The organism is Synechococcus sp. H60.1, from assembly GCF_047462335.1.
Taxonomy (GTDB): Bacteria; Cyanobacteriota; Cyanobacteriia; order Thermostichales; family Thermostichaceae; genus Thermostichus.
On the sequence record NZ_JANSJA010000003.1, the window covers coordinates 1 to 23,234 of the forward strand.

The window sequence follows — 23,234 nt, forward strand, 5'->3', positions numbered from 1 at the left end:
CAGAAGAAGAGACAAAAGCTCTGCTGCCAAGCGGGTGAGGAAACCCCACCCGCCTACGCGGTGGGGTAGTTCATTCCAAATCTCTCCTTAGATCGCATTAGATCGCAGCGCAGAAAGCTGCTCAGGATCTTGACCAAGGTGCTTTTGCCGGCTCCATTTCCCCCAGAAGACCGTGCATTGTGACTGCCTCCACCCGCAAAGACACATCGCGGTTTGCCTGTACCGCCCCAAAGTGCTTGTGGATGTGGAGCAGCTCCACCTTCATCCCGTTTATGCTAACCTGCCTCCGAGACCCAAAATCCCGAAGAATACAGTTGCTAAAGTTGCAAGCGCCAGTGCTACGATAGCGTCAGCTCGCCGTCAGGCGTTGGCTACGGACGAGTTCAGCGTCGATCTGTGGTTCGCCCTGCTCCTCTGCTTCGCCCTTCTCCCCTGCCACCCATCTCAGATAGTAACCGCCTTAAAATCTTCTCAGGCAGCGCCAATCCAGCCCTAGCCCAGGAAGTAGCCCGTTACTTAGGCCTGGATCTGGGCCCGATGCTGCGCAAGCGCTTTGCCGATGGTGAGCTGTACATCCAAATCCAGGAGTCGATTCGCGGCGCCGATGTCTACCTGGTGCAGCCCACCTGCCGCCCGGTCAACGATCACCTGATGGAGCTGCTGGTGATCATCGATGCCTGCCGCCGCGCCTCGGCCCGCCAGATCACTGCCGTCTTGCCCTACTACGGCTACGCCCGCGCCGACCGCAAAACCGCCGGACGGGAAGCCATTACCGCCAAGCTGGTGGCCAATATGATCACCCAGGCAGGGGCACACCGGGTGCTGGCCATGGATCTGCACTCGGCCCAGATCCAGGGCTACTTCGACATTCCCCTCGACCACGTCTACGCCCAGCCGGTACTGCAGGCTTACCTCAAAGAAAAAGGCCTACTCGACGAAGATATTGTGGTCGTCTCTCCCGATGTGGGAGGGGTAGCGCGGGCACGTGCCTTTGCCAAAAAACTCAAGGAAGCTCCGCTGGCCATCATTGACAAGCGCCGCCAGGCCCACAACGACGTGGAAGTCATGAACCTCATTGGCGATGTGCGCGGTAAAATCGCCATCCTCGTAGATGACATGATTGACACGGCAGGCACTATCTCGGAAGGGGCGAAGCTGCTGCGCAAGTCGGGGGCCAAGGCGGTCTATGCCTGCGCCATCCACCCTGTCTTTTCCGATCCGGCCATCGAACGCCTGCAGGGCGGTCTGTTTGAAGAGGTGATCGTCACCAACACCATCCCCATTCCTCCAGAGCGGCATTTTCCAGGCTTGACCGTCCTCTCGGTGGCGAACGTGCTGGGAGAGGCGATCTGGCGCATTCACGAAGACAGCTCCGTCAGCAGCATGTTTCACTAAGGTTTCTCCAGAGCATCGCTAAAGTATAGATAGTGGGTGCGGAACGGGCGTACCTAGCGGCGATCCTTTGCTTTTTTCCCTGTGAAGACCAACTCAACAGGTGCCCCCCATCTATCGTGATGGACTGGGTAGAGCTAACTTCCCAGCCGAGTTTTTCCCATGTCGCCTCCCATTTCTAGGTCACCAAGATCCGCTGTGAACAGTTTTGTTGCCGGACAGGCCGCCGCTAGGGAAGAGCCGTCCCTTCAAACTGAACTGAAGACGGAGTCCGCTGCAGCGCTGTACCCGCTGTTGCAATTGCTGGGGCAACTGCTGAACGTCCCCTTGGTCTATCTAGAACTGGCCCAGCCGGGATCCAATCCCGACTCGCCTACAAAAGGGATCCTCTACCGCGACCCCCAGCGGATCCCTGGCAACGAGCCGCTCAGCCCCCCCGAATCTTGGCCCTTTCATGAAGCTTTTCCCCTGCTGGATGAGGGAGGGAGGTGGCTGGCGACACTTCACCTACTGGGGGAGTGCCCTCGCCCACTGAGTCTCCCCGAACGGGGACAGATCAACCTCATCGCCCTCAGCCTGCGACACATCCTGCTCCAGGCCCAGGAGCAGCAACAAGCCCTCGCGGAACTTCGGGCGCAACTGCAGCACAGCCGCAGCACTGCCGCCCGCTACCAACAGATCTTCGAGAACGCTGTCGAAGGTATTTTTCAAACGACTCCAGAAGGGAAATATCTGGTGGCCAACCCGGCTCTGGCCCATATTTTTGGCTACGAATCCCCAGAAGATTTGATGCGCCACGTCTCCGATATCGGCTCTCAGATCTACGGCGACCCGGAGCAGCGATCTGAGTTCGTACAGCGCATGCTGAAGGAAGGCCAGGTCGTGCACGCCGAGCAGCAGGTGTGCCGCAAGGACGGCAAAAAAATCTGGATTTCTTTAAACGCCCGCACCCTGTACAACGAGCAGGGGGAGCCCCTCTATTTTGAAGGGTTTGTTACCGATATCACGGCCTCCCGCCAGCTTAAAGAACGGCAACAGCAACTGGAGGAAGCCCGCAGAGAGAGCGAGCATCGTTTTTTGCAACTGGCTGAGAACAGCCAGCAACTGTTTTGGATTTCAACGCTTTGCGGCAAAGAGCTGATTTACGTCAGCCCCGCCTGTGAAGCCATTTGGGGCCTTTCCCCTGCAGAGGCCTACGCCAATCCCCAGGCCTGGATGCGCCACATTCACCCTGACGATCGCTGGCTGTTCCCCGCCATTTTTCAAGCCCAACTTCAGGGCCAACCCACCGATGTGGTTTTTCGCCTCTGCCGCCCCGATGGCTGCATCCTCTGGCTGCGGGAACGCACCTTTCCCATCCTCGACAAAGAGGGCAAACTCTACCGGGTGGCAGGGATCGTCGAAGACATCACCGAGTCCAAGCAACTGGAAGCCGAACGTCGTCGTATAGAGCAAGCCTGGCAACAGAGCGCCAACCATTTCCGGCAGATCTTTGAGCTGGCTCCCAACGGCATTGCCCTGGTGGATTTGCAGGGGCGATTTATCCAGGTCAACGAGGCCTTTGCCCAGATCGTCGGCTACACCCCCGAAGAGTTGCAGCGTCGGCAACAACTGGACATCCTCCACCCCGACGATGTCAACCAACTGCTGGCGGCTAACGAGGCCCTCTTGACACGCAAAGTCTCCATCAGCCAGCGGCAGATTCGCTACATCCACCGTTCCGGCCAGGTTGTCCATGTGCTGTTCCAGGCCACCCTGCTTACCGATGAAGCCGGCCAGCCCACCCAGTTTCTCAACCAGGTGATCGACATCAGCGCCCGTGTCGAGGCAGAAATCGCCCTCAGAGAAAGCGAAGAACGCTTCCGCCAATCCTTTGAGTGGTCCCCGATTGCCAAGGCCATGACCCACCTGGATGGTACCTATTTTCAAATCAACGCCGCCTTCACCGAAACCCTAGGCTACACCCTAGAAGATCTCAAAGGCAAAACCGTCCTCGACATCACCCATCCTGACGACATTGCCGCCACCCTGGAGAGCACCAACCGCCTACTGGCCGGCGAGGTGCACCACTGCGAGCAGGAACAGCGCTACATCCACAAGAACGGGCAAATCGTCTACGCCCTTCTCCGCATCACTCTGGTGCGCACTGCGCAGGGGGATCCCAGCTACTTTCTCAGCCAAATCCTGGACATCACCGAGCGCAAGCAAGCGGAGGCGGCCCTGCGCCAAAGCGAGCTGAGCTTGCGGGGCATCTTCGAGCAGTCGGCCCTGGGCATTTCCATTGTCAACCGACAAGGCCGTTACCTCAAGGTGAACCCCGCCCTGGAAGAGATCCTTGGCTACAGCGCTGCCGAATTGGTCAGCAGGAGTTTCTGCGACCTCACCCACCCGGACGATATCGAGGAAGATTGGCGACTCTTCCAGGAAGTTGTGAACGGCCAACGGGATCGCTACCACCTGGAAAAACGTTACATCCACCGCAGCGGCAAGGTGGTTTGGTGCCGCCTGGCGGTCTCGGCAGTGCGGGATCCCGAAGGCAAAAACCTCTTCGTTATTGGCATTTGCGAAGATATTACTGAAGAAAGACAGGCGAAGCTGCAGATCCAGGCAGCCCTGCAAGAAAAAGAGATTCTGCTGCGGGAGATCCACCACCGTGTCAAAAATAACCTGCAGATCATCTCCAGCTTGCTGCGGCTCCAGGCGGATCAAATCAAAAGCCACAAGTATGCCCGCGTTTTTAAGGACGCCGGCAGCCGCATTCAGGCGATGTCTTTGATCCACGAGGGCCTGTACCCGTCCAACAACCTGGCTGCTGTGGATTTGAAGCAGTACCTCCACAATTTAATCTCCAATCTCTTCCGCTCCTACGGCGTGAACCCCGAGATCATTCGCGCCAGCATCCGCGCCGAAGGGATCCGCCTCAACCTCGACGACGCAGTTTTGTGTGGCCTGATCATCAATGAGCTGGTCACCAACAGCCTCAAATACGCCTTCCCCAAAGGCCGCAGTGGTCAGATCGACGTCCACTTTAAGCAAACCCGTACCCATACTCAGTTGCGCGTCTCTGACAACGGCATTGGTCTGCCCCGCAACTTCGATTTCAAGGAAACTCAATCTTTAGGTTTACAACTGGTTGCGACCCTCACCGATCAGCTCCAGGGCAAGATAGAATTGAGAAACAAGTCGGGTACCACTTTCATCATCACCTTTCCAAGGAGCCAGCCTTGAAGAAAGTTCCCATGCTTGCCAAAGGCAGCATTCTGGTTGTCGAAGACGAGAAGATCATCGCCAAGGATATTGCCAACGTCCTGAAAAAATTTGGCTATGCGGTGCCGGCCATCGCGTCCTCTGGCGAAGAAGCAATCCGACGGCTGGAGGAAATGTCGGTGGACTTGGTCTTGATGGACATCGTCTTGAAGGGAGATATCGATGGCATCGAAGCCGCCAAGCGAATCGGCGAGCGCTTCAACATTCCGGTGGTGCACCTGACGGCCTACGCTGATGAGGACACTCTTTCGCGCGTCAAGGAGACGCAGCCCTTTGGCTACATCATCAAACCTTTCAAAGAGCGGGAGCTCTACACCGCCATCGAAATTGCCCTGCACAACCACCGCCAGAGCCTAGAGAGCCGCAGGCTGGAGGAGAAAAGGCTGGAGGAGCTGCGACAAAAGCTGCAGCAGTTGCAGCAGTTTGCAGAGGTCAAGGGCACTTTGTTCAAGAAATTCTTGCAAGATCTGAGTGAGCTCCTCTCGAAGCTCAAGTTTGCCCTAGGCCTGCTCAAAGAGGCAGAGTCGGAGCAGAAGTGGCAGTACTACCTGCGGGTGCTGGAGGAAGAGTTTCACCGCGAGCTGGAACTGATTCATCAGACCTCTAACCTGGAAGATTTGCTAAACCTAGAAAATGTCGGGCTGTTGAGTCAGTTTAGCTTGTTGCGGCCCCAGGAGCCCAGCCGGAGTCGCCTGCTGGAAGAGGAGAAACCGGCGGCCATAGCTACGGCTACCCTCTCCGAGCCCCCCCCAGCGGTGGCCAATCCCGCTCCCCTGCCCAGCCCTGTCGCTGCCGAGGAGGCGATTACAGTGCCGCGGGTAACACTGCGCCCCCTCAACCAGACTCAGCTAGCAGAGCGGTTGGGGGTAGTGGTCTCCGCCATCACCTACTGGAAGTTCAAGAGTGGGTTTCCCGAGTGGAGCCGCAGCCGGGATCCCGACGGCATTTCTTGGCGCTACTCGCCCGACTCCAAGCGCTTTTCGCCCGTGCCTTAGCTAGCGCTGCACCACTTCCACCCGCACCGGCGCCAGCCCAGAGCGCACCATCCCCAGGGCCTCTGCTGCCCGTAGGGAGAGGTCGATAATCCGACCGGGGATGAAGGGGCCGCGATCGCTGATGCGCACGACGGCCTGACGCCCGTTACTCAGGTTGGTGACCCGCACCTCGGTACCGAAGGGCAGAGTGGGGTGGGCAGCCGTCATCTCATGGCGGGTGGGGTGTAGGTTATACCAGGAGGCGATCCCTTCCTGCACAGGCCCGACGGTACGGACAGGGGCAGGTTTTGGTTGAGCGGCTGTTTCTGGCTTAGGGCCTACAACAGTGGCCTTGGCGGCGAGAGCAGCCGGTTGAGGTAGGGCCGGAGCCGAAATGGGGGGCGCATCCAGCAGCAGACGGCGCAGACGATTGGCAGCCAAAACTGCTGTATCCACCGGGCGTTGGTTATCTGGCAGCAGGACTCCCTCGTCGATGCGCAGCAATTCCTCGCCGTTGACCTGAACTGCGTAGAGGGGATCCCCGGATTGGGGCTCTGCCCAAGCCAGGGTAATGGTCGTGTCCTTCAGGGATCCCTGGGCCATTTGGTTGAGCCGGGCCACCAGAGTGCTGGCCCGCAGCAGCGGCGACTCCAACCCGGGTTGCTCGACAAAGCTGACAACAGGTAGATCCCGAACGTAGACGGTGACCACCTGCCGCCCATCCATCTGGTAGTCGTAGAGGGTGGAGATGGGCTGTCTGGTTTGCTGCTGTTGTTCGCCGATCTTGAGGGTGAGTTCTTCTGTTGGCCGCGAAGGGATCGCCTGGCGAGATAGGAGGAGAGACTCCGAGTCCTGCGAGTGCAAGGTGCCGAGTTTGGCCGGCAGGGGAGCGTTGGGTTGGGAAGGGGAGACAAGGTCGGTTGCCGGGGAGAGCGAGTGGGCTTTGGGGGATGGCTGGGTTGCTCTGGCGCTGGGGGATCCGCTGCGAGTTGAGGCTTGTGCCTGCGAGTTTGGGCTGCCCAACATGCCTGCCGGCAAGCTGAGAGCCGTAACACAGAGACAGCCGACTAAGCCCACTTGGCGGGCGGGAGCCAGTCCCTGTCCAAGCCGCTTCCAATTTCGCATGAGGCCGCGCTCCTCTCGAAACTCCTGTACAACATCCAATGCGACAGTAAAACAGAAGTTAATGTACCATAGGTTTCTAAATTGACAAGCTTGCCCGGTCGAGGGCAAAAGCCTAAGTTCCGTCAGCACAAGGATTTTCGTCATCTTGGACTACCGCTCAGCAGGGGTTGACATCGATCTGGGCCGCGCCTTTGTCAAGGGGATTCGCGAGCGCGTTGAACGAACTAAAGTCCCGTTTTCAGGTTCTTCAGGAACCTTGGGGGGCATTGGGGGGTTTGCTGGCCTCTTCGAGCTGCCAGCAGGCTACCGAGCGCCGGTTTTGGTTGCCGGTACCGATGGGGTGGGCACCAAGCTGGAGATTGCCCAGCAGTGGGGGCAGCACCACGGAGTGGGCATCGACCTGGTGGCCATGTGTGTCAACGATGTGCTGACGGTGGGAGCCAAGCCGCTGTTTTTCCTGGACTATGTGGCTACCGGCAAGCTGGAGCCGGAAGCTCTCTGGCAGGTGATTGACGGCATTCTGGAGGGCTGCCAGGAGGCCGGCTGCCAACTGCTGGGGGGAGAGACGGCGGAGATGCCGGGGTTTTATCCGCCCGGCAAGTACGACCTGGCGGGATTTTGTGTCGGGATTGTCGAGAGGGCGGACATTCTCGACGGCTCGCGGGTGCAGGCTGGGGATCGGCTGTGGGCTTTGCCCAGCAGCGGCCTGCACAGCAACGGCTTCAGCCTGGTGCGGCGGATTGTGGCCGAGCGGGGCTGGCGCTGGGATCACCAGCCCTCTGGTTGGGATCGGCCTCTGGCGGAGGTGTTTCTCACCCCCACCCGCATCTACGTGCAGGCGGTGCAGCGGCTGCAAGCAGCAGGGATCCCCATCCACGGCATGGCCCACATCACCGGCGGCGGCATCCCGGAAAACTTGCCCCGCTGTTTGGCTCCTGACCAGGCGGCGCGACTAGAGCCCCACAGTTGGCCCATCCCACAGGAATTTCTCTGGCTGCAGGAGCAGGGCCAGGTGGAGACTTTGGAGATGTTCAACACCTTTAACCTGGGGGTGGGCTATGTGCTGGTGGTGCCCCCTGAGGCGGAAGATCAGGTGAGCTCACTGCTGCCCGAAGCCTTTCCCATCGGGGAGGTGGTGGCCGCCCGCCCTGGGGAGAGCCGAGTCTTGGGGTTGGAAGCGTGGGGATCCCTGGCCCCCTGAGCACCCCACCAAAAGGGGGGAGGGGATCCCGCTGCCGTTTGCTTATCCCCGCCGCCTCTGTGCTAAGTTTGCTGATGGCCTCAGCGCTGCCGCCTCTGTTGCTCTCAACTTCTGCCTGTTTCAAAACAAGGGCTGCGCGCTTTCGCATCTACGGACTTGGGCTGTTGGCCAACTCACGCTGACCCTCTAGGTTAGGAGCCGCCGATGATAGGTTTATCCACTGCTCCTGCAACCACGGCTGCCATCGAAGTGGAGCATCTGAGCAAAACCTACGGCAGCTTTACGGCCATTCGCGATATCTCTTTCCAGGTCAACGCCGGCGAGATCATGGGGTTTTTAGGGCCGAACGGCGCCGGCAAGACCACCTCCATGCGCATTTTGGCCGGGTATCTGCCCGCCAGCGAGGGGACGGCGCGGGTGGCCGGGTTTGATGTCCACGAAAACTCGATGGCGGTGCGGCAGCGCATCGGCTATTTGCCGGAAAACCCGCCCCTCTACCCGGACATGACGGTGGAGGCCTACCTGCACTTTGTTGCCCAGATCAAGCGGGTCAGCCCCGGCGACCGGCCCAGGCGGGTGGACGAGGTGATCCGCCGCTGCAGTCTGGAAGACAAGCGCCACACCTTGATCCGCAAGCTCTCTAAGGGGTACAAGCAGCGGGTGGGCCTGGCCCAGGCCCTGGTGCACGACCCGCCGGTGATCATCCTGGACGAGCCCACGATTGGGCTGGATCCCAAGCAGATCATCGAGGTGCGCAACCTGATCAAGAGCCTGGCGGGAGAGCACACCATCATCCTCTCCACCCACATCCTGCCGGAGGTGAGCATGACCTGCGACCGGGTGGTGATCATCAACCGCGGCCAGGTGGCGGCCATCGGCACGCCCGCCGAGCTGACGGCACAGGTGCAGGATCGGCAGCAGGCGAAGCTGGTGGTGGGCGCCCCTGAGGAAACGGCCATTCGGGCGGCCCTGCAAAACCTGCCCCAGGTGGAGGTGGTGAGTTTGCAGCCCCTGGGATCCGATCCCCCTCGCTGGCAGGTGCAGCTTAAAAGCAACGTTGCTGCCGTTCGCGACAACGGGACAGAGTCCTTAGGCTGGATCCCGGAGGTGGCCAGGGCCCTGGTGCAGGCGGGGATCGACCTCTACGAGATTGGTCGTCCCCAGGCTTCTTTGGAAGAGATTTTCCTGCAGCTCACCACCCAAGAGGGATCCGCAGGCACATTGGAGGAAGCAGCATGAACGGAGCAGTGGCCATTTTTCGCAAAGAACTGCGCGGCTACTTCACCTCCCCCATTGCCTATGTGGTGGCGGCAGTACTCTGGGGGCTGGCGGGGTTTTTCTTCGTCAACATCTTGGTGCGGGTGATCAACTTCTCCCAGCAGGTGGATCTCTTTGCCCAGTTTGGCCAAGAGAACCCTTTTGATGCCGCCACCATCCTGTCGCAGCAGTTTCTCAACCTGCTGGGCACGCTTTCCTTATTTTTATTGCCTATCTTCACCATGAGCTCCTACGCCGAAGAGCGGCGGCGGGGCACCATGGAGCTATTGGCCACCTCCCCCATTACCAACTTGGAGGTGGCCCTGGGCAAGTGGCTGGCGGTCTGGGTGTTTTTTATGACGCTGCTGTTGCCACCGCTGGTCTACCACGTGCTGGTGCTGAGCAGCGCCACCCCGGCAGTGGACTACCGCCTAACCCTAATGGGCTATGTGGGACTTGCTCTGCTGGCGGGCAGTGTCATGGCCTTGGGGTTGTTCATCTCTTCCCTGACCGACAGCACCCTTATCGCGGCGGTGGCCACCTTTGGGCTAATCCTGCTGCTCTGGGTGATCGACGCGGCGGCCGGCCAGGAGAACAACTGGATTGCCGCTACCCTGAGGCATATTTCTCTGCTGCAGCAATATAGCAACTGGGTGCAAGGGATCCTCAGCAGCAGTAGCATCGTCCTTTTCCTCAGCATTATCGTGCTGGGGCTGTTTGCCACGGTGCAATCGGTAGAAAGCCTGCGCTGGCAGCAAAGCTAGGGTTGTGTTGGGAGAAGTGCGGTGATGAAAGACTGGCGGGCGTTGGCAGATTGGGCGGGGATCGTCGGCCTTGGTGGGATTGCCATCGGCCTGCTGGTGGGATCCGCTCTCACCGGCTGGACGGCGGTGCCCCTCAGCCTCATGGCCACGGGCTTGGCTCTGGTGGTGGTTTGGGGCTTCACCCACCGGCAGGAGGTGAGCCTGTTCTTGGGGCTGCGCTCCACCCAGACCAACGCCAACATCCTGGTGGCGGTGGCGGCGATGGCCGTCATCCTGGTGCTGGTGAATGTGGTAGCGGTGCGCTACGACCTGCGCCTGGATCTCACCGAGGAGGGCCTGTTTACCCTCTCGCCTCAAACCCGGCAACTGGTGCAGGGATTGGCGCAACCCGTCAAAGTCTGGGTGGTTACCACGGCGCCGGATCCCAACCTGCGGGAACAACTGGAGCGCTACCGCCGCCTCAACCCCGAGCGCTTCCAGTTTGCGTTTGTCGATCCCAATCGGGATCCCCTCACCATTCAGCGGCTGCAGGTGACGCAAAACAACACCCTGGTGGTGGAGGCCGGAGAAAGCCGGCAGCAACTGCCCCAGCCCCCTGCCCCTGAGCTGGAGAGCAAACTGACCCCCGTCTTGTCTAAAGTGGTCAACCGCGGGGAGTTGCTGGCCTATTTCGTGCAAGGGCATGGGGAAGTGGGCCTAGAAGCGCGGGAAGGCACCCCCACCCTGGCCCAGGCCGTGGCAGCCCTGAGACAGGAGGGCTACCGAGTGGAGCCCTTGAACCTGGTGCAGGCCGAGATCCCTGACGAGACAGAGGTTTTGGTGTTGGCGGGGCCGCAGCGGGCTCTCTTCCCCGGCGAGGTGGAGAAGCTGCAGGACTACCTGGCCAAGGGAGGACGGCTGCTGCTGCTCATTGGGCCGCGGGTGGATGCCGGCTTGGATCCCTTGCTGGAAGAGTGGGGCGTGGTTTTGGGAGATGACATCCTTATCGAGGTGAGCAGCGTCAGCCAACTCCTGGGCACGGGGCCGGCAGTTGCCCTAGTTACCACCTACGGGGATCACCCCATCACCGCCCCCTTGGCCGAGCAGCGGCTGATGACCCTCTTTCCGCTGGCCCGTTCGGTGGAAACCCAAGCCCGCGAAGGGATCCAGGCCACACCCTTGCTGCGCAGCAGTCCGCAGAGCTGGGGAGAGACCAGCCCCAACCTGGAAGCTGGCCCCGTGCAATTTGACCCGGATCAAGACAAGCCCGGCCCCCTGACCTTGGGCGTAGCCCTGACCCGGCAGGTGAAAGGCGATCAGAACAACTCAGAAGCCCAGGAGTCGCCGACCGAGGCCCGCCTGGTGGTGATCGGCAACGTCAACTTTGCCCTCGACGGCAACCTGAGGCAGCAGGGCAACCGCGATCTTTTCCTCAACACGGTTAACTGGCTCACCGAGCGAACTGAACAAATCTCCATCCGCCCCAAATCCATTACCGATCGCCGTCTCACCCTGACCGGCCAAAACTTCCGCTGGCTGGTGCTGGGATCGACGGTACTGCTGCCGCTGGTGGCGTTGGGAGCAGGGGCTGGGCTCTGGTGGCAAAGGCGGTAGGGCCGAAGGAGGACAAGCATGTTCAAGCGCAGCACCTGGATTCTTTTGGGCTTGGCAGTGGCTGCTCTGCTGGGGTATTTCCTCTTCGATAACTTCCAGCAACTGCGGCAGCAGCAGCAGGCGGAGCGGGCGCGGCTCTTTCACTTTGCCCCCGACACCATTGCCCGCATCGAGATCCGCCAACAGAAAGACAGCCAGCCAGAAGTTATCCTGCTGGAGCGGGCCCCAGAAGGAGAAGAGGAATCCCGTTGGCGCATCCGCCAGCCCATCCAGTCAGCGGCGCTGGACTTCCCGGTGGAGCAACTTCTCAACACCTTCTCCCGCCTCACGCCTCAAATCACGCTGGAAGGGGCCGAGGATTTGGGGGCTTTCGGCCTGGATCAGCCGCGCCACCAGATTGCCCTCTTCCCCAAAGAAGGGGATCCCTACCGTCTGGCCATCGGCAACGACAACTTCGATGGCTCCGGCTTCTACGCTCAGCCAGAAGGCGGAGAGGTTGTGCTCTTGGCCAGCGCCCAGAAGGGATCCCTGCTCCCCTCCCTGCTGGCTTTGCGGGACAAGACTCTGCTGCGTTTCGAGACGGCGGCAGTGAAGTCTCTGCAGGTGCAGTTGGCCGAGGCGGATCCAGAGGTTGTTCGTTTGCAGCGGCAAGAAGATACTTGGCAGATCGTTGAGCCCAGAGAGCTGCCCGCCGATGACCTCAACGTCGATCGCCTGCTCAACACCTTATCCCGCCTGCAGGCGGTGGAGTTCCCGGCTGAAACCAAGGCGGAGCTGGCTCCTTATGGTCTGGAGAAGCCTTCTGCTCAGCTAAGCGTTGAGCTCAAAGACGGCAAAACCCTGAGCGTGGCCTTGGGATCGGAAAAAGACGGTCAAGTCTATGTCATCACCTCCGAGCACCCGGCAGTGGCTACCCTCCTCACCACTACTGCTGACATCCTTCGCCCCGACCTCGAGGAGTTGCGGGATCACCGCCTTGCTCACCTCAACTCCAACCAGGTGGGTCAAGTCACCCTGGAATCCCAAGGAGAGCGGGTTACCCTCAACCCCCTGCCCCAGGAGAAGGGATCCCTGGAGCTGCGCTGGGAAAATCCGGAGCGACCGGGCCAGCCTGTAAATCTCAGCTCTCTCTTCTCCAGCCTCAACGCCGCCCGCGCCAAGGAGTTCGTGCCGGAAACGGATCCCGACGCCCAAAAAGCCCTGGCCGAGCCGGATCTGAAGTTGACCTTTGAGCCCAAGCCCGACACGGATCAGGAGCCCTTGACTCTACGCTTGACCTCCTCCGGTCTGCGCGCCTACGCCCAAAGCAGCCGCCAGCCGGATGTTGCTGTCATCGACCTGAGCACCTTCAACAGCATAGAAACGGAGGTTAAGCGTCTCCTGGAGACCACCACTGAGGAGGAAAGCCAGCCAGAGAGCTCCCCTCCCACCGCCTCTCCCCAAAGTCCTTAAGCGGGGGTAGCCGCTTGCTTCTCCTGCGGTTGGGATCCCTTTCTCAAAGCTTCCCCCTGAATGGTGAGCACCGAGCAGGGAGCACGGTGGAGCACGTAATTGCTGACGCTGCCTAGGAACAGCTCGCTCAAGCCGGAGTGGCCGCGGCGGCCCACCACGATTAGATCCGCATTCCAAGAGCGGGCCAAGTCGCAGATAACCCGACCGGGGTTGCCATAGTGGAGGTTGTACTCAGCAGGGATCCCCTGCTCAGCCGCTTTCTCCACCAGCGAGCGCAGGTAGTCTATTTGGTTTTGCTCGAAGATGGCGCACTGCTCGCGATAAGACTGCCATAGCTCAGCACTGATGGTGGAGCTGTAATCTACACCTAGAATCATGGGTGGCTCTGGAGCTCCGGGCTCTTCCTGAGACAGGACATGGAGGATCATCATGCTGGCCTGCATGGCCTTCGCCACCTGGACGGCCCGCTGAAATACCCCTTCGCTCAGCTCCGACCGATCCACCGCCACCAAAATCCTGCTGAACATACCGACTTCCTCCAAATGGCTAACAGATGGGCAAAAGAAAGACAAGGTTTGACTTCGGTTTCGACTCCAAGTTCCTCTTTTCTTTGCCCTCATCTATCTGTGTTGTAGAAGATCTGGGCGAGAAAACCGCGGGCATCTCGGATGACCTGTCGGGTTGGCAATGAAAGTTCAGAGATCTTGACACAGGTCAGAACGCATCGTCCTGGGCCGCCCACTCCAACACCGCCTGCAGCGCCTCGGCTTGCTCTTGCCAGACTTGGTCGAGGGGAGTGCCCCGCCGGAGTTCCAGCGTCAGAGTGGGGATCTGCCGTTCCTGTCCCGCCCAGGTGCCCAGTGAGCCAGGGGTGGGATAGCCAATGTCGTCCGTTACCGGCAGGCCATTGTGAGCGGCCATCGCCTGGGCCAGCTCGAGAGCAGGGCCGTTGTAATTTACGCAGGGATTGCTTTGGCAGGAGTGGGCAGAAAGGATAAACTGAGGCCGAATCTGGGCCAAACTTGCCAACAACGCCTGTGTCTCGGGCTCGGAGCCTGGGGCTGGCCCCGGCGGATAGCGAGCTTCCAAAGAGGCCGCAACCCAATCTTGCGTGGGCAGATTGCGGTTAAGATCCACGCCGTTGGCATTGAGCCGTTGCCCCAGGGCACAGCCATCCGGGTTCAGACGGGGGATCGCCCAAAGCGCAGCCTTGCTCTCCAAGGATCCCCATTTCCCAGAAGCCAGGTAGCGCTCGATTAAGCCGTAGCCCTCCACCTCATCCCCATGTACCCCACCGATTAGCAGGAACGAGCGAATCCCGCGGGTGAGCTGCCAGAGGTGGATGGGGCGCCCTTGCAGAGAGTAGCCAAGCACATGCGGGGAGCCCGAGGGTTGAGCAGCGGCGGATTCTTGAGACCTGATGAGAGAGGCTATCCCCAGTCCCTAGAAGGGGATCTCATCCGGGTTCGGCAGAGAGGCGACATCCCCTTCGGACGACTTCAAGCTTGTGGACTCACCTGTCGCCGACAGAGAGAGAACCTGTGCGGATCCCAGTTGATGGATGCGGCGGGCGGTGATCTCCGCCTGCTTTTCCTTGCGCCCATCTCGCTCCACCACGTTCATGTGCAGTTGGCCCTCCACCGTGATGTGGTCGCCGACGTGGCAAGTATCTACGACCCGCTGGGCCAGCTCTCCAAAGGAAGCAACCCGCACTTGGTACGGTGGCTCCTCCGGGCGCAAGCTGGGGAAGCGCAGCACCAGCGAGGTAACGGCCAAGTTGTCGGGAGTGTAGCGCAGCTCCGGCTCGCTCGCCACTTCCCCCATCAAGACAATCGAGTTCATGACAAAGCTATTGAAAGGCTATCAGGGCGTTAAAAGAAGGCAGCTCAAGTACTTCTACCATGCCTCCAGACCGCGATCCCGTCAACCTAATCCAAGCGCAGAGTCATGTAGCGCAGTATGCTCTCGTTGATGCGCAGATTTTTCTCCCAGGTGGCTACTGCCCTTGGCTCGGCCTCGTAGTTGAACTGGATGTACAGGCCTTCCTTAAACTTTTTCATCTCAAACCCAGCAAAGCGGCGCTTGCCTCTGTTGGTAATTTCCAGGCCGGTCGCCCCGTTTTCTCGTAGAAGCGACTCCTGCTCGGTGAGGAGTTGTTGCAGGGGTTCGTCCGAGATGTCGGGGCGCACGATCAGCATCGTCTCGTAGGCGCGGGGCATGGAAGCCAGTTCTCCTTGGGAATCCAAATCAAAAGAAGCAGTAAACCATCCTAGCTTCTCCTTGTGACAACCGAAAAGGGCCACAGCTCAATTCTCCGCCCCTCTACAGCGACCAAAGCGGGTGGGCCTCTTCACAAGAGGGGATCCGTTGTCCGATACAATAGGGGATGCTTCGATAGCCGCCGGTTGGCTTAGCCAAGACACTCTCAGTCGATATCTGGGGTTCCAAGCATGAGCGCAGATGAAGTTTACAGCCGTGTTCGCAAGATCGTGTCCGATCAACTGGGCGTAGAGGACGACAAAGTGACCCTGGAAGCCAATTTCCAGAACGACCTAGGAGCCGACAGCCTCGATACGGTAGAGCTGGTCATGGCGTTTGAGGAGGAATTCGATCTGGAAATCCCCGATGAAGATGCGGAGGGCATCGCCACCGTGCAGGATGCCGTCAACTATATCCTCTCCAAGAAAGCTGCCTAAGCTGGGAGAGGGGGTAGGCCTCCCCCTTCCTCCTCGAGGGGGAGTGCTAAGGAAGAGTACTCACGGTTGTCTATGGATCCTGCCGCCGCTCCTATGTCCGTCCCGCCCAACTCCCAGCGTCGCGTTGTGATCACGGGGCTGGGGGCGATAACCCCCCTTGGCAATTCTTCCGCCGAGTTTTGGCAGAGCTTGTTGGCAGGGCGATCTGGCATTGGGCCGATTACCCACTTCGACGCCTCCCGCCACGAGTGCCGCATTGCCGGGGAGGTGAAGGGCTTTGATCCCCTCGACTACCTGGATCGCAAGGACGTCAAGCGCACCGACCGCTTCGTCCATCTGGCGCTGGCCGCCACCCAACAAGCGCTGGAGGACGCCCAATTTCGCATTACCGATCTCAACGCCGAGCAGGTGGGGGTAATCTTGGGCACTGGCATTGGCGGCATCCGGGTTTTGGAAGAGCAGCAGACCATCTACTTGCAAAAGGGGCCGGATCGCTGCAGCCCCTTCATGGTGCCGATGATGATCGCCAACATGGCGGCGGGCCACGTGGCCATTCACTTTGGCGCCAAGGGGCCCAATTCCTGCACGGTGACGGCCTGTGCTTCCGGCTCCAACGCCATTGGCGATGCCTTTCGGCTTATCCAGCGAGGGGAAGTGCAGGTGGCCATTACAGGGGGCACAGAAGCGGCAGTGACTCCCCTGTCGGTGGCGGGGTTCAGCGCTATGAAGGCCCTTTCCACCCGCAATGAGGCTCCCGAACAGGCCTGCCGGCCCTTTGACCGGGAGCGGGATGGCTTTGTGATGGGGGAGGGAGCGGGGATCCTCCTGCTGGAGGAGCTGGAACATGCCCGCGCCCGCGGCGCCAAGATCTATGCCGAGATCGTCGGCTACAGCCTTACCTGCGACGCCCACCACATCACCAACCCTGCCCCCGCCGGCGAAGGCGCTGCCCGCGCGATGCGGCTAGCCCTCAAAGATGCAGGGATCCGGCCTGAAGAGGTGCAGCACATCAACGCCCATGCCACCAGCACGCCTGTGGGAGATGTTGCCGAGGTGCAGGCCATCAGGGCAGTTTTCGGCGAGCATGCCCCTCGCCTGGCTATTAGCGCCACCAAATCCATGACCGGTCACCTCTTGGGGGGGGCAGGCGGCATTGCCACGGTGGCGACGGCCCTGGCCATCTACCACGGCTGGGTTCCCCCCACCCTTAACCTGGATAACCCCGACCCCGAGTGCGAAGGGTTGGACTTTGTGCCCTACAAGGCGCGGCAGATGGCTGTTGACGTGGCCCTGGTCAACGCCTTTGGGTTTGGGGGGCATAACGTGACCTTAGCCCTGCGCCGCTACTCTTCCGACTAAGGAATCCCGCCTATGTCCATCCCAGAAGGCTCCGCCCCCTCTGTTCGGCAGCAGGCTTTGGCCGCCTTGACGGCGGAGCTGACGCAGCAGGGCCATCCCCCCGAATACGCCCAGCACATGGCAGCGGCAGTGATTTTTCAGGCCGATCTGGATCTCTGCGCCGCCCAGTTGGCGCGGCTCTTGAGTTGGCTTAAGCAAAACCACCCGCAGCTCTACCCAGAGGCGGTGCAACTGGTGGATGCCACCCGCGAGGAGTTTGAGCGGCGGGTTCAAAGGGGATAGGTGGGCCGTAGGGGCCTGAGATGCCAACGCTAGGATAGGGGGGATCTCCTTACCCCCAGGCTCACTACTCATGGCTGCGGAACTGCTTCCCTCTCCCAAGAGGAGAGAGGCGGGGGGGTGAGGGAAAAGTTTCGTTGACCCGCTAGAGATGGCTACTACAGATGCGAAGTTCCCCAAGCGGATAGCTCAGCCGCCAGACCTAGAGAAGTCCCATGGGCCCTTTCAGGAACAGGCTGGGCAGGGATCCCTGCTGCTCCACGTGGGCGGCATGAGCTGTGCCGGCTGCGTTCGGGCCGTCGAGCAAGTCTTGCTCAACCAGCCGGGGGTGGTCAAAGCCAGCGTTAACCTGGTTACCGAATCGGCCCTTGTGGAATTTGCCCCTGGCAGCCGGCCTGACCCCGAGCATCTGGCCCGCATCTTGACAGAGGCGGGGTTTCCCAGCTCCTGCGCTGCCGATTCTCCCCAAGGTCGAGCTCCTTCCCCAGATGGATGGGATCATGCCTTGGATGCGCCCGCTGATCCCATCGCGCGGCAGCGGCGGCAAACCCAAGCCCAGATTCGCCAGGCCTTCACCGCCGCTTTTTTACTGCTCATCTCTGCTGCCGGCCACCTGGATCTGTTCGCCCGCCTGGGCTTGCCCGTCCTCAACGACGTCTGGCTGCACTGGGGGTTGGCGACGTTGACCTTCGTCGGCCCGGCCCGCAACCTTGTCCTGGACGGCTGGCGGGCGGCGCGGCGGCTGGCCCCCAACATGAACACCCTAGTCACCCTGGGATCCGGATCCGCCTACCTGGCTAGTTTGGTGGGGTTGTTGGCCCCGCAGGTGGGCTGGGAGTGCTTTTTCGACGAGCCGGTGATGCTGCTTAGCTTCATCCTGCTGGGACGGGCCCTGGAGCAGCAGAGCCGTCTGCGGGCCGCCGGCAGCTTGCAAGCTTTGGTGAGCCTGCGCCCCAACTTGGCTCGCCGAGTGCCACCCCAAGAGACTGCGGGATCCCTGACCTCAGAGGGAGAGTGGTGCCCCCTCGAACAAGTGCAGGTGGGGGACTGGCTGCAGGTGCGGGCTGGCGAACAGATCCCGGTGGATGGAGAAGTGATTGCCGGCCAGGCCACGGTGGACGAGGGCATGCTCACCGGGGAATCCCTACCCGTGCTCAAACAGCCAGGGGATCCGGTCGTGGCCGGGACGGTCAACCAATCGGGATTGCTGCTGTGTCGGGCTACGCGCACCGGCAAAGACACCACCCTGGCCCAGATCATCCGCCTGGTGGAAGAAGCCCAAGCCCGCAAGGCCCCCATCCAGAGCCTGGCCGACCGGGTGGCCGGTTACTTCACCTACGGCGTGGTGGCACTGGCTCTTCTCACCTTTGCCTTCTGGTACTGGATCGGGATCCCGCTCTGGGGAAGCGAGATCCTGATGGGGGTTGGTCTCCACTCCTCTCTGCACCTAGGGGATCACCCCCCCCATCCCACCCCTCTGCTCCTTAGCCTTAAGCTGGCCATCTCGGTGCTGGTGGTGGCCTGCCCCTGCGCCCTGGGATTGGCTACACCCGTAGCCATTTTGGTGGGCACCGGACTGGGCGCGGAGCGGGGACTGCTCATCCGCGGCGGCGATGTCCTGGAAAAAACCCACCGCCTGCAAACAGTTGTCTTCGACAAAACCGGCACCCTCACCCAGGGGGATCCGCACCTAACGGATTGCCTTGTCCTCGACCCTGCCCTGGATCCGGCTCGGCTACTGCAACTGGCGGCCACAGTAGAAAGTGGCACCCGCCATCCTCTGGCCCAAGCCATTTTGGGGGCCGCCCGCGAGCGGGGACTGCCTCTGCTTTCTGCCGACGAGTTTCACACCCAGCCGGGAGTGGGGGCCTCGGCGCGGGTGGAAGGGCAAGAGGTCCTCTTGGCCTCCCTAGAGGGGCTTACCGCCCTGGGGATCCCGCTTTCTCCTGAGGCGCAGACCCAAGCCAAGGCGCTGCTGCAAGCCGTCAAAACGGTGGTGGGCGTGGCCCTGAACAGATCCCTGGTGGGGCTGTTGGCGGTGCAGGATCCCTTGCGGCCCGATGCCCAGGCAACCCTGCAACAGCTCCAGAAAATGGGCCTGCAGGTGGTCTTACTGACTGGGGATCGGGCCGAGGTGGCCCAGCAGGTGGCCCAAGCTCTACAGGTGCCAGGGATCCGCGTCATTGCCGAGGTGCAGCCGGCAGATAAAGCCCAGGTTATCCGAGATCTGCAGGCCCAGGGCCAGAGAGTTGCCATGGTGGGCGATGGCATCAACGACGCTCCCGCCTTGGCCCAAGCCGATGTGGGCATTGCCCTGCACTCTGCCACCGCTGCCGCCCTGGAGACTGCCGATATCATCCTCATGCGCAACCGCCTCTGGGACGTCGTGGAAGCCATTCGCCTTAGCCGCGCCACCTTCCGCAAAATCCAGCAAAACCTCCTCTGGGCCTTCGCCTACAACCTGGTCGGGATCCCGGTGACCGCCGGCGCGCTCCTGCCCGGATTCAGCATCGGCCTCAGCCCCGCTCTAGCAGGCGGCCTCATGGCCTTCAGCTCCCTCAGTGTAGTCCTCAATTCGCTCCTTCTCAAGCAAACTTTTGTATTCAGTGGATCCTCTGATGGTCAGAGTTAAAAAGTATTAAAAACTACAAATATCCTACCTGCTATCTGTTGCTGTTTCCGAAGTTTTGCTGGACTTTTGCCACAACTTCCGCTCCATTGAGGCCGAGAGAGTGGGGACTCTGGTTAAGTTTGATTGAAAAGCTGAATTAGCTGTAACTTTTGAGCATCTAAGTGTAGAATCGAGCTTAAGCTTGCCCGGAGTTGCCCTTTTTTGTAACTTGCTTAGCAAGGGAAAAACCGGGAAAATACTGAAAAGGCCGGATCCAATAGGTGGAGGGAGCGCGGAAACATGGCAATGCTCGGAGATCTTCAGGAATTTTCCCTAGCCGACCTGTTGCATTTGATGGAAAAAGGAAAGAAAACGGGCCAACTGTCGGTTTGGGCACCTACTGGCATTTATCGAGTTTGGCTGTATCAGGGGCGAGTGGTGGCGGCCTTGTCTCCCCAAGAAGAGCACCGGTTGGAGCGCTTGCTGGTGCGCTTAAACCTGGTCAGCGAGCAGGTGGTGGCGGAGTTAGCCTTCCTCTGCAGCTTGCAGGAGCCTCTAGGCCTTTGCCTGCAGCGGCAAGGGTTGATCTCGCCGGCAGCTCTGGCCAAGCTCTTCCGCCATCAACTGCAAGTGGGGCTCTACAGCCTCTTTGCCCTAGAAGCTGGCCAGTTTAGCTTTTTGCCCAACGTGCCCCTGCCCTACCGCGAGATGACCGGCCTAAGCAAAGGGGCCAGCGCCGTGGTTCTAGAAGCGCTGCAGCAGCTTCGGTTGGAGCAGCGCCCGGAAGAAAACCTGCCCCAGCCGGACAGCTACTTCTGGCGCACCAGCACCGAGCTGCCCTTGTACAAACTCTCGCCGCTGGAGTGGGCAATCCTAGAGCAGATCTCCCCCGCTCGTAACCTGGTTGAGTTGGCTCAATCCCTGAAGGCAGATCTCTTGGAAGTGCGCTATTCCTGTGCCCGCCTGGCCAAGTTGGGGCTCATCAGCCCCTGCGACAGCTCGGCGGCTTCACCCCAGCCTGCGCTCGCGGCGGCTTCTAAGTTTCTTTCCACCCTTCGGGAAGAGAAGGAGCCGGTTAAGCCTTCTTTGGTCAGCCGCCTCTCTACCCTCCTCAAAACCATTCGCGAAAAATAAGCCGGTAGGGTAAAATCTTATGGCATTTCCCCATGCCGGCTTTACGAAGTTAATTTAGGTAAAGATGAGCTGAATGGTTGTAACGGATCTAGATCAGAGCGACACAATAGTGATAGGAATTGATGCCAAAATCCTACGCAGCTCAATGCCTAGACCCTATCTCTCCAATGAAATCGTTCGTCAGTAGAATTGCTGCTAGCTCGAGTGCTTGAGCAAAGGTAGCTTTGCCGTTGCTACACGGTTGTTGTCTGGGAATCACCGGATGAGAATGATAGTGTCTTTGAGGATCCCTGAAACTAATGGAGGCTAAAGAATTGCTATGGCCATCATTGGAGACCTCCAGGAATTTTCTTTGCCCGATCTGTTGCAGCTCATTGAAAAAGGCGGCAAAACAGGGCAACTTTCCATCTGGGCCCCAAACGGCATCTACAAAATCTGGTTTTATCAAGGTCGGGTAATTGCGGCTCTGCCCCCCGAAGAGGAGCATCGCTTGGAGAGTTTATTGGCCCGTTCGGGCCTGGTCAGCGAGCGGGTGGTGGAAAAGCTGGCTTCTTTCTGTGGACTGGAAGAGCCGCTGGGGCGGTGTTTGCAGCGGCAAGGGTTGATCTCGCCGGCAGCTTTGGCCAAGCTCTTCCGCCACCAACTGCAGGTGGGGCTCTACAGCTTGTTTGCTCTGGAAGCGGGCCACTTCAGCTTCCTACCTAACGCACCCATGCCTTATCGGGAGATGACTGGCCTAAGCAAGGGGGCCAGTGCTTTGGTTCTAGAAGGGCTACAGCAGCTTAAGCTCGATCAGTTTCCTGAGGAGAACCTGCCGCAGCCGGACAGCTATTTCTGGCGCACCAGCACTGAGCTGCCCCTGTACAAGCTCTCTGCCTTGGAGTGGGGGATCCTGGAGCAGGTTTCGCCTTCGCGCCGGCTGACCGACCTAGCCCGGCTGCTGGGGGCAGATCTTCTGGAAGTTCGCTATGCCTGCGCCCGCCTGGCCAAGCTGGGGCTCATCAGTCCCTGTGATGGCCCAACGACTATTGCTTCTGCTTCTCTCGCGGCTTTCTTGGACAAGTCGGCAACAGCAGCAGACAACCTAGAAACCGCAAAGGAGAAGCTGAACGCCAAGCAGCTTCCCTCCCAAGAAGGGAATGAGCAGGTTAAGCCCTCCCTCGTTGCGCGACTTGCCACTTTACTGAGGGGAGTTCGTGATAGATGATTTTTTGGGAGCAGAAATCTTTGGGTAGATCTCTGCGTTATTATCTTTTGCAGCAGGTATAAGAACAGATGGAAAAATGACGAAAAGGGCTGAAAGCGGGGAGAGAAAGAATGGCTAACTTATCCTCTTTGCAGGCAATTCTCCAGAACTACATTTCCAGCACGCCAGGAATTCAAGGAGCGGCTGTGGTTACTCCTGATGGGTTGCCATTGGCATCCACATTGCCCATGGGCATGGACGAGGAAAGAACCTCGGCCATGTCTGCTGCCATGCTTTCTTTGGGGGAGCGGATTGGGAAAGAGTTGGGTCGTGGGACCATAGAGAGGGTCTTTGTGCAGGGAGAAAAGGGATATGGAGTTTTAACCAGTTGCGGCCCCGATGCTGTACTGCTGACGATTGCCAGCGATGAAGTAAAGCAGGGCTTGCTGTTTTTGGAGATGAAGCGAGCCGCGGCAAGTATTGCGGAAGCCATGAAGTAGAGAGGCTAAGTGGAGAAGCTGAGCTTGATTTTGACTTGATTCTGAGGGAACTATGGCTATCAAACCTTTGGAGCTGCTGCAAGTCTTGATCTCGCGCACCGAATTTACAGATGAAGATAAGAAGATTTTGCAGCAAAGTGCCGACTGGGGCAGCAGCATCGCTACAGAAATGTCGGATACCTTTTACGGCTATTTGGATCGCGATGCCGAGATGGCGACCATCATTGCCAAGCATAACCGGCAGCGGCTGGGCCAGACTTTTGCCGACTGGTTTAAGGAAATGTTCACAGGCATGGACAACTGGGGCCCCCAGTATGCCGAGCGCCGCTGGAAAATTGGCTTAGTTCATGTGCGGGTTGGCATCGGTCCTCAACACGTGGTGCCGGCCATGGCGACGGTTGTCCAGGAGGTGAGTCGTCGGCTGGTCAAAGAGGGCAAGCCCGA

At 59.8% G+C, this 23,234-nt stretch carries 22 protein-coding genes; 16 read left to right on the forward strand and 6 right to left on the reverse strand.

All coding sequences use genetic code 11. The features are described from left to right. Positions 1 to 121 precede the first annotated feature (121 nt). Positions 122 to 265: a hypothetical protein gene (locus NW852_RS00045; RefSeq protein WP_414365112.1), complete on the reverse strand. Its 144-nt coding sequence runs from the start codon at positions 263 to 265 to the stop codon at positions 122 to 124. A gap of 131 nt (positions 266 to 396) precedes the next feature. Between NW852_RS00045 and NW852_RS00050 the strand changes: the two genes are divergently transcribed. The 3 genes from NW852_RS00050 (at position 397) to NW852_RS00060 (ending at position 5,654) form a co-directional block, all read left to right on the forward strand. After that, positions 397 to 1,395 (forward strand): ribose-phosphate pyrophosphokinase, encoded by a 999-nt coding sequence (locus tag NW852_RS00050; RefSeq protein WP_414365113.1) that lies wholly within the window; start codon positions 397 to 399, stop codon positions 1,393 to 1,395. A gap of 195 nt (positions 1,396 to 1,590) precedes the next feature. Further along, on the forward strand, positions 1,591 to 4,620 hold the full coding sequence (locus NW852_RS00055; RefSeq protein WP_414371622.1) for a PAS domain S-box protein: 3,030 nt from the start codon (positions 1,591 to 1,593) through the stop codon (positions 4,618 to 4,620). A gap of 11 nt (positions 4,621 to 4,631) precedes the next feature. Beyond that, the gene (locus NW852_RS00060) at positions 4,632 to 5,654 is read left to right on the forward strand and encodes a response regulator (RefSeq protein WP_414371619.1); all 1,023 of its coding nucleotides are present in this window, start codon (positions 4,632 to 4,634) and stop codon (positions 5,652 to 5,654) included. Here the strand turns inward: NW852_RS00060 and NW852_RS00065 are convergent, their stop codons facing one another. Next, entirely contained in the window at positions 5,655 to 6,758 is a 1,104-nt protein-coding gene (locus NW852_RS00065) for a septal ring lytic transglycosylase RlpA family protein (RefSeq protein WP_414371617.1), read from the reverse strand. A 145-nt stretch (positions 6,759 to 6,903) separates the two neighbouring features. Between NW852_RS00065 and purM the strand changes: the two genes are divergently transcribed. The 5 genes from purM (at position 6,904) to NW852_RS00090 (ending at position 13,025) form a co-directional block, all read left to right on the forward strand. Beyond that, on the forward strand, positions 6,904 to 7,959 hold the full coding sequence (gene purM, locus NW852_RS00070; RefSeq protein WP_414365120.1) for a phosphoribosylformylglycinamidine cyclo-ligase: 1,056 nt from the start codon (positions 6,904 to 6,906) through the stop codon (positions 7,957 to 7,959). Between the two features lie 204 nt (positions 7,960 to 8,163). After that, positions 8,164 to 9,198, forward strand: coding sequence for an ABC transporter ATP-binding protein (locus NW852_RS00075; RefSeq protein WP_414365122.1), 1,035 nt, complete (start codon positions 8,164 to 8,166; stop codon positions 9,196 to 9,198). After that, positions 9,195 to 9,980 (forward strand): ABC transporter permease, encoded by a 786-nt coding sequence (locus NW852_RS00080; protein WP_414365124.1) that lies wholly within the window; start codon positions 9,195 to 9,197, stop codon positions 9,978 to 9,980. Before NW852_RS00075 ends, NW852_RS00080 begins: the two co-directional genes overlap by 4 nt. Before the next feature lie 24 nt (positions 9,981 to 10,004). Further along, entirely contained in the window at positions 10,005 to 11,573 is a 1,569-nt protein-coding gene (locus NW852_RS00085) for a GldG family protein (RefSeq protein WP_414371614.1), read from the forward strand. Between the two features lie 18 nt (positions 11,574 to 11,591). Continuing rightward, a complete protein-coding gene (locus tag NW852_RS00090) occupies positions 11,592 to 13,025 on the forward strand; it encodes a DUF4340 domain-containing protein (RefSeq protein WP_414371612.1) in 1,434 nt (477 codons plus the stop codon). On the opposite strand, the gene NW852_RS00095 is transcribed toward NW852_RS00090, so the two are convergent. The 4 genes from NW852_RS00095 to rpsF all read right to left on the reverse strand — a co-directional run bounded on the left by NW852_RS00095 (position 13,022) and on the right by rpsF (position 15,271). Further along, the gene (locus tag NW852_RS00095; protein ID WP_414365129.1) at positions 13,022 to 13,552 is read right to left on the reverse strand and encodes a universal stress protein; all 531 of its coding nucleotides are present in this window, start codon (positions 13,550 to 13,552) and stop codon (positions 13,022 to 13,024) included. The two genes, NW852_RS00090 and NW852_RS00095, sit on opposite strands and share 4 nt — an antisense overlap. A gap of 187 nt (positions 13,553 to 13,739) precedes the next feature. Next, positions 13,740 to 14,399 (reverse strand): M14 family zinc carboxypeptidase, encoded by a 660-nt coding sequence (locus tag NW852_RS00100; protein ID WP_414365131.1) that lies wholly within the window; start codon positions 14,397 to 14,399, stop codon positions 13,740 to 13,742. 69 nt (positions 14,400 to 14,468) lie between these two features. Beyond that, positions 14,469 to 14,867, reverse strand: a complete 399-nt coding sequence (locus NW852_RS00105) for a single-stranded DNA-binding protein (protein WP_414365133.1) — start codon at positions 14,865 to 14,867, stop codon at positions 14,469 to 14,471. Positions 14,868 to 14,953: 86 nt separating this feature from the next. Then, a complete protein-coding gene (rpsF, locus tag NW852_RS00110) occupies positions 14,954 to 15,271 on the reverse strand; it encodes a 30S ribosomal protein S6 (RefSeq protein ID WP_414398714.1) in 318 nt (105 codons plus the stop codon). A 204-nt stretch (positions 15,272 to 15,475) separates the two neighbouring features. On the opposite strand from rpsF, the gene NW852_RS00115 reads away from it, so the two are divergent. The 8 genes from NW852_RS00115 to NW852_RS00150 form a co-directional block, all read left to right on the forward strand. Then, positions 15,476 to 15,721 carry an acyl carrier protein gene (locus NW852_RS00115; protein ID WP_011431644.1) on the forward strand — a complete coding sequence of 82 codons (246 nt, stop codon included), beginning with the start codon at positions 15,476 to 15,478 and terminating at the stop codon, positions 15,719 to 15,721. Positions 15,722 to 15,814: 93 nt separating this feature from the next. Next, the gene (gene fabF / locus NW852_RS00120) at positions 15,815 to 17,080 is read left to right on the forward strand and encodes a beta-ketoacyl-ACP synthase II (RefSeq protein ID WP_414365137.1); all 1,266 of its coding nucleotides are present in this window, start codon (positions 15,815 to 15,817) and stop codon (positions 17,078 to 17,080) included. Positions 17,081 to 17,092: 12 nt separating this feature from the next. After that, positions 17,093 to 17,362 carry a hypothetical protein gene (locus NW852_RS00125; RefSeq protein WP_414359753.1) on the forward strand — a complete coding sequence of 90 codons (270 nt, stop codon included), beginning with the start codon at positions 17,093 to 17,095 and terminating at the stop codon, positions 17,360 to 17,362. Positions 17,363 to 17,510: 148 nt separating this feature from the next. Continuing rightward, the gene (locus NW852_RS00130; protein ID WP_414426365.1) at positions 17,511 to 19,991 is read left to right on the forward strand and encodes a heavy metal translocating P-type ATPase; all 2,481 of its coding nucleotides are present in this window, start codon (positions 17,511 to 17,513) and stop codon (positions 19,989 to 19,991) included. 279 nt (positions 19,992 to 20,270) lie between these two features. Next, positions 20,271 to 21,104 (forward strand): DUF4388 domain-containing protein, encoded by an 834-nt coding sequence (locus NW852_RS00135; RefSeq protein WP_414365141.1) that lies wholly within the window; start codon positions 20,271 to 20,273, stop codon positions 21,102 to 21,104. Positions 21,105 to 21,423: 319 nt separating this feature from the next. Beyond that, a complete protein-coding gene (locus tag NW852_RS00140) occupies positions 21,424 to 22,311 on the forward strand; it encodes a DUF4388 domain-containing protein (RefSeq protein WP_414365143.1) in 888 nt (295 codons plus the stop codon). 110 nt (positions 22,312 to 22,421) lie between these two features. Next, positions 22,422 to 22,790, forward strand: a complete 369-nt coding sequence (locus NW852_RS00145) for a roadblock/LC7 domain-containing protein (protein WP_414365145.1) — start codon at positions 22,422 to 22,424, stop codon at positions 22,788 to 22,790. Positions 22,791 to 22,842: 52 nt separating this feature from the next. Further along, positions 22,843 to 23,234 (forward strand): protoglobin domain-containing protein (locus NW852_RS00150; protein WP_414426366.1); only part of this gene is annotated, 392 nt, incomplete at its 3' end.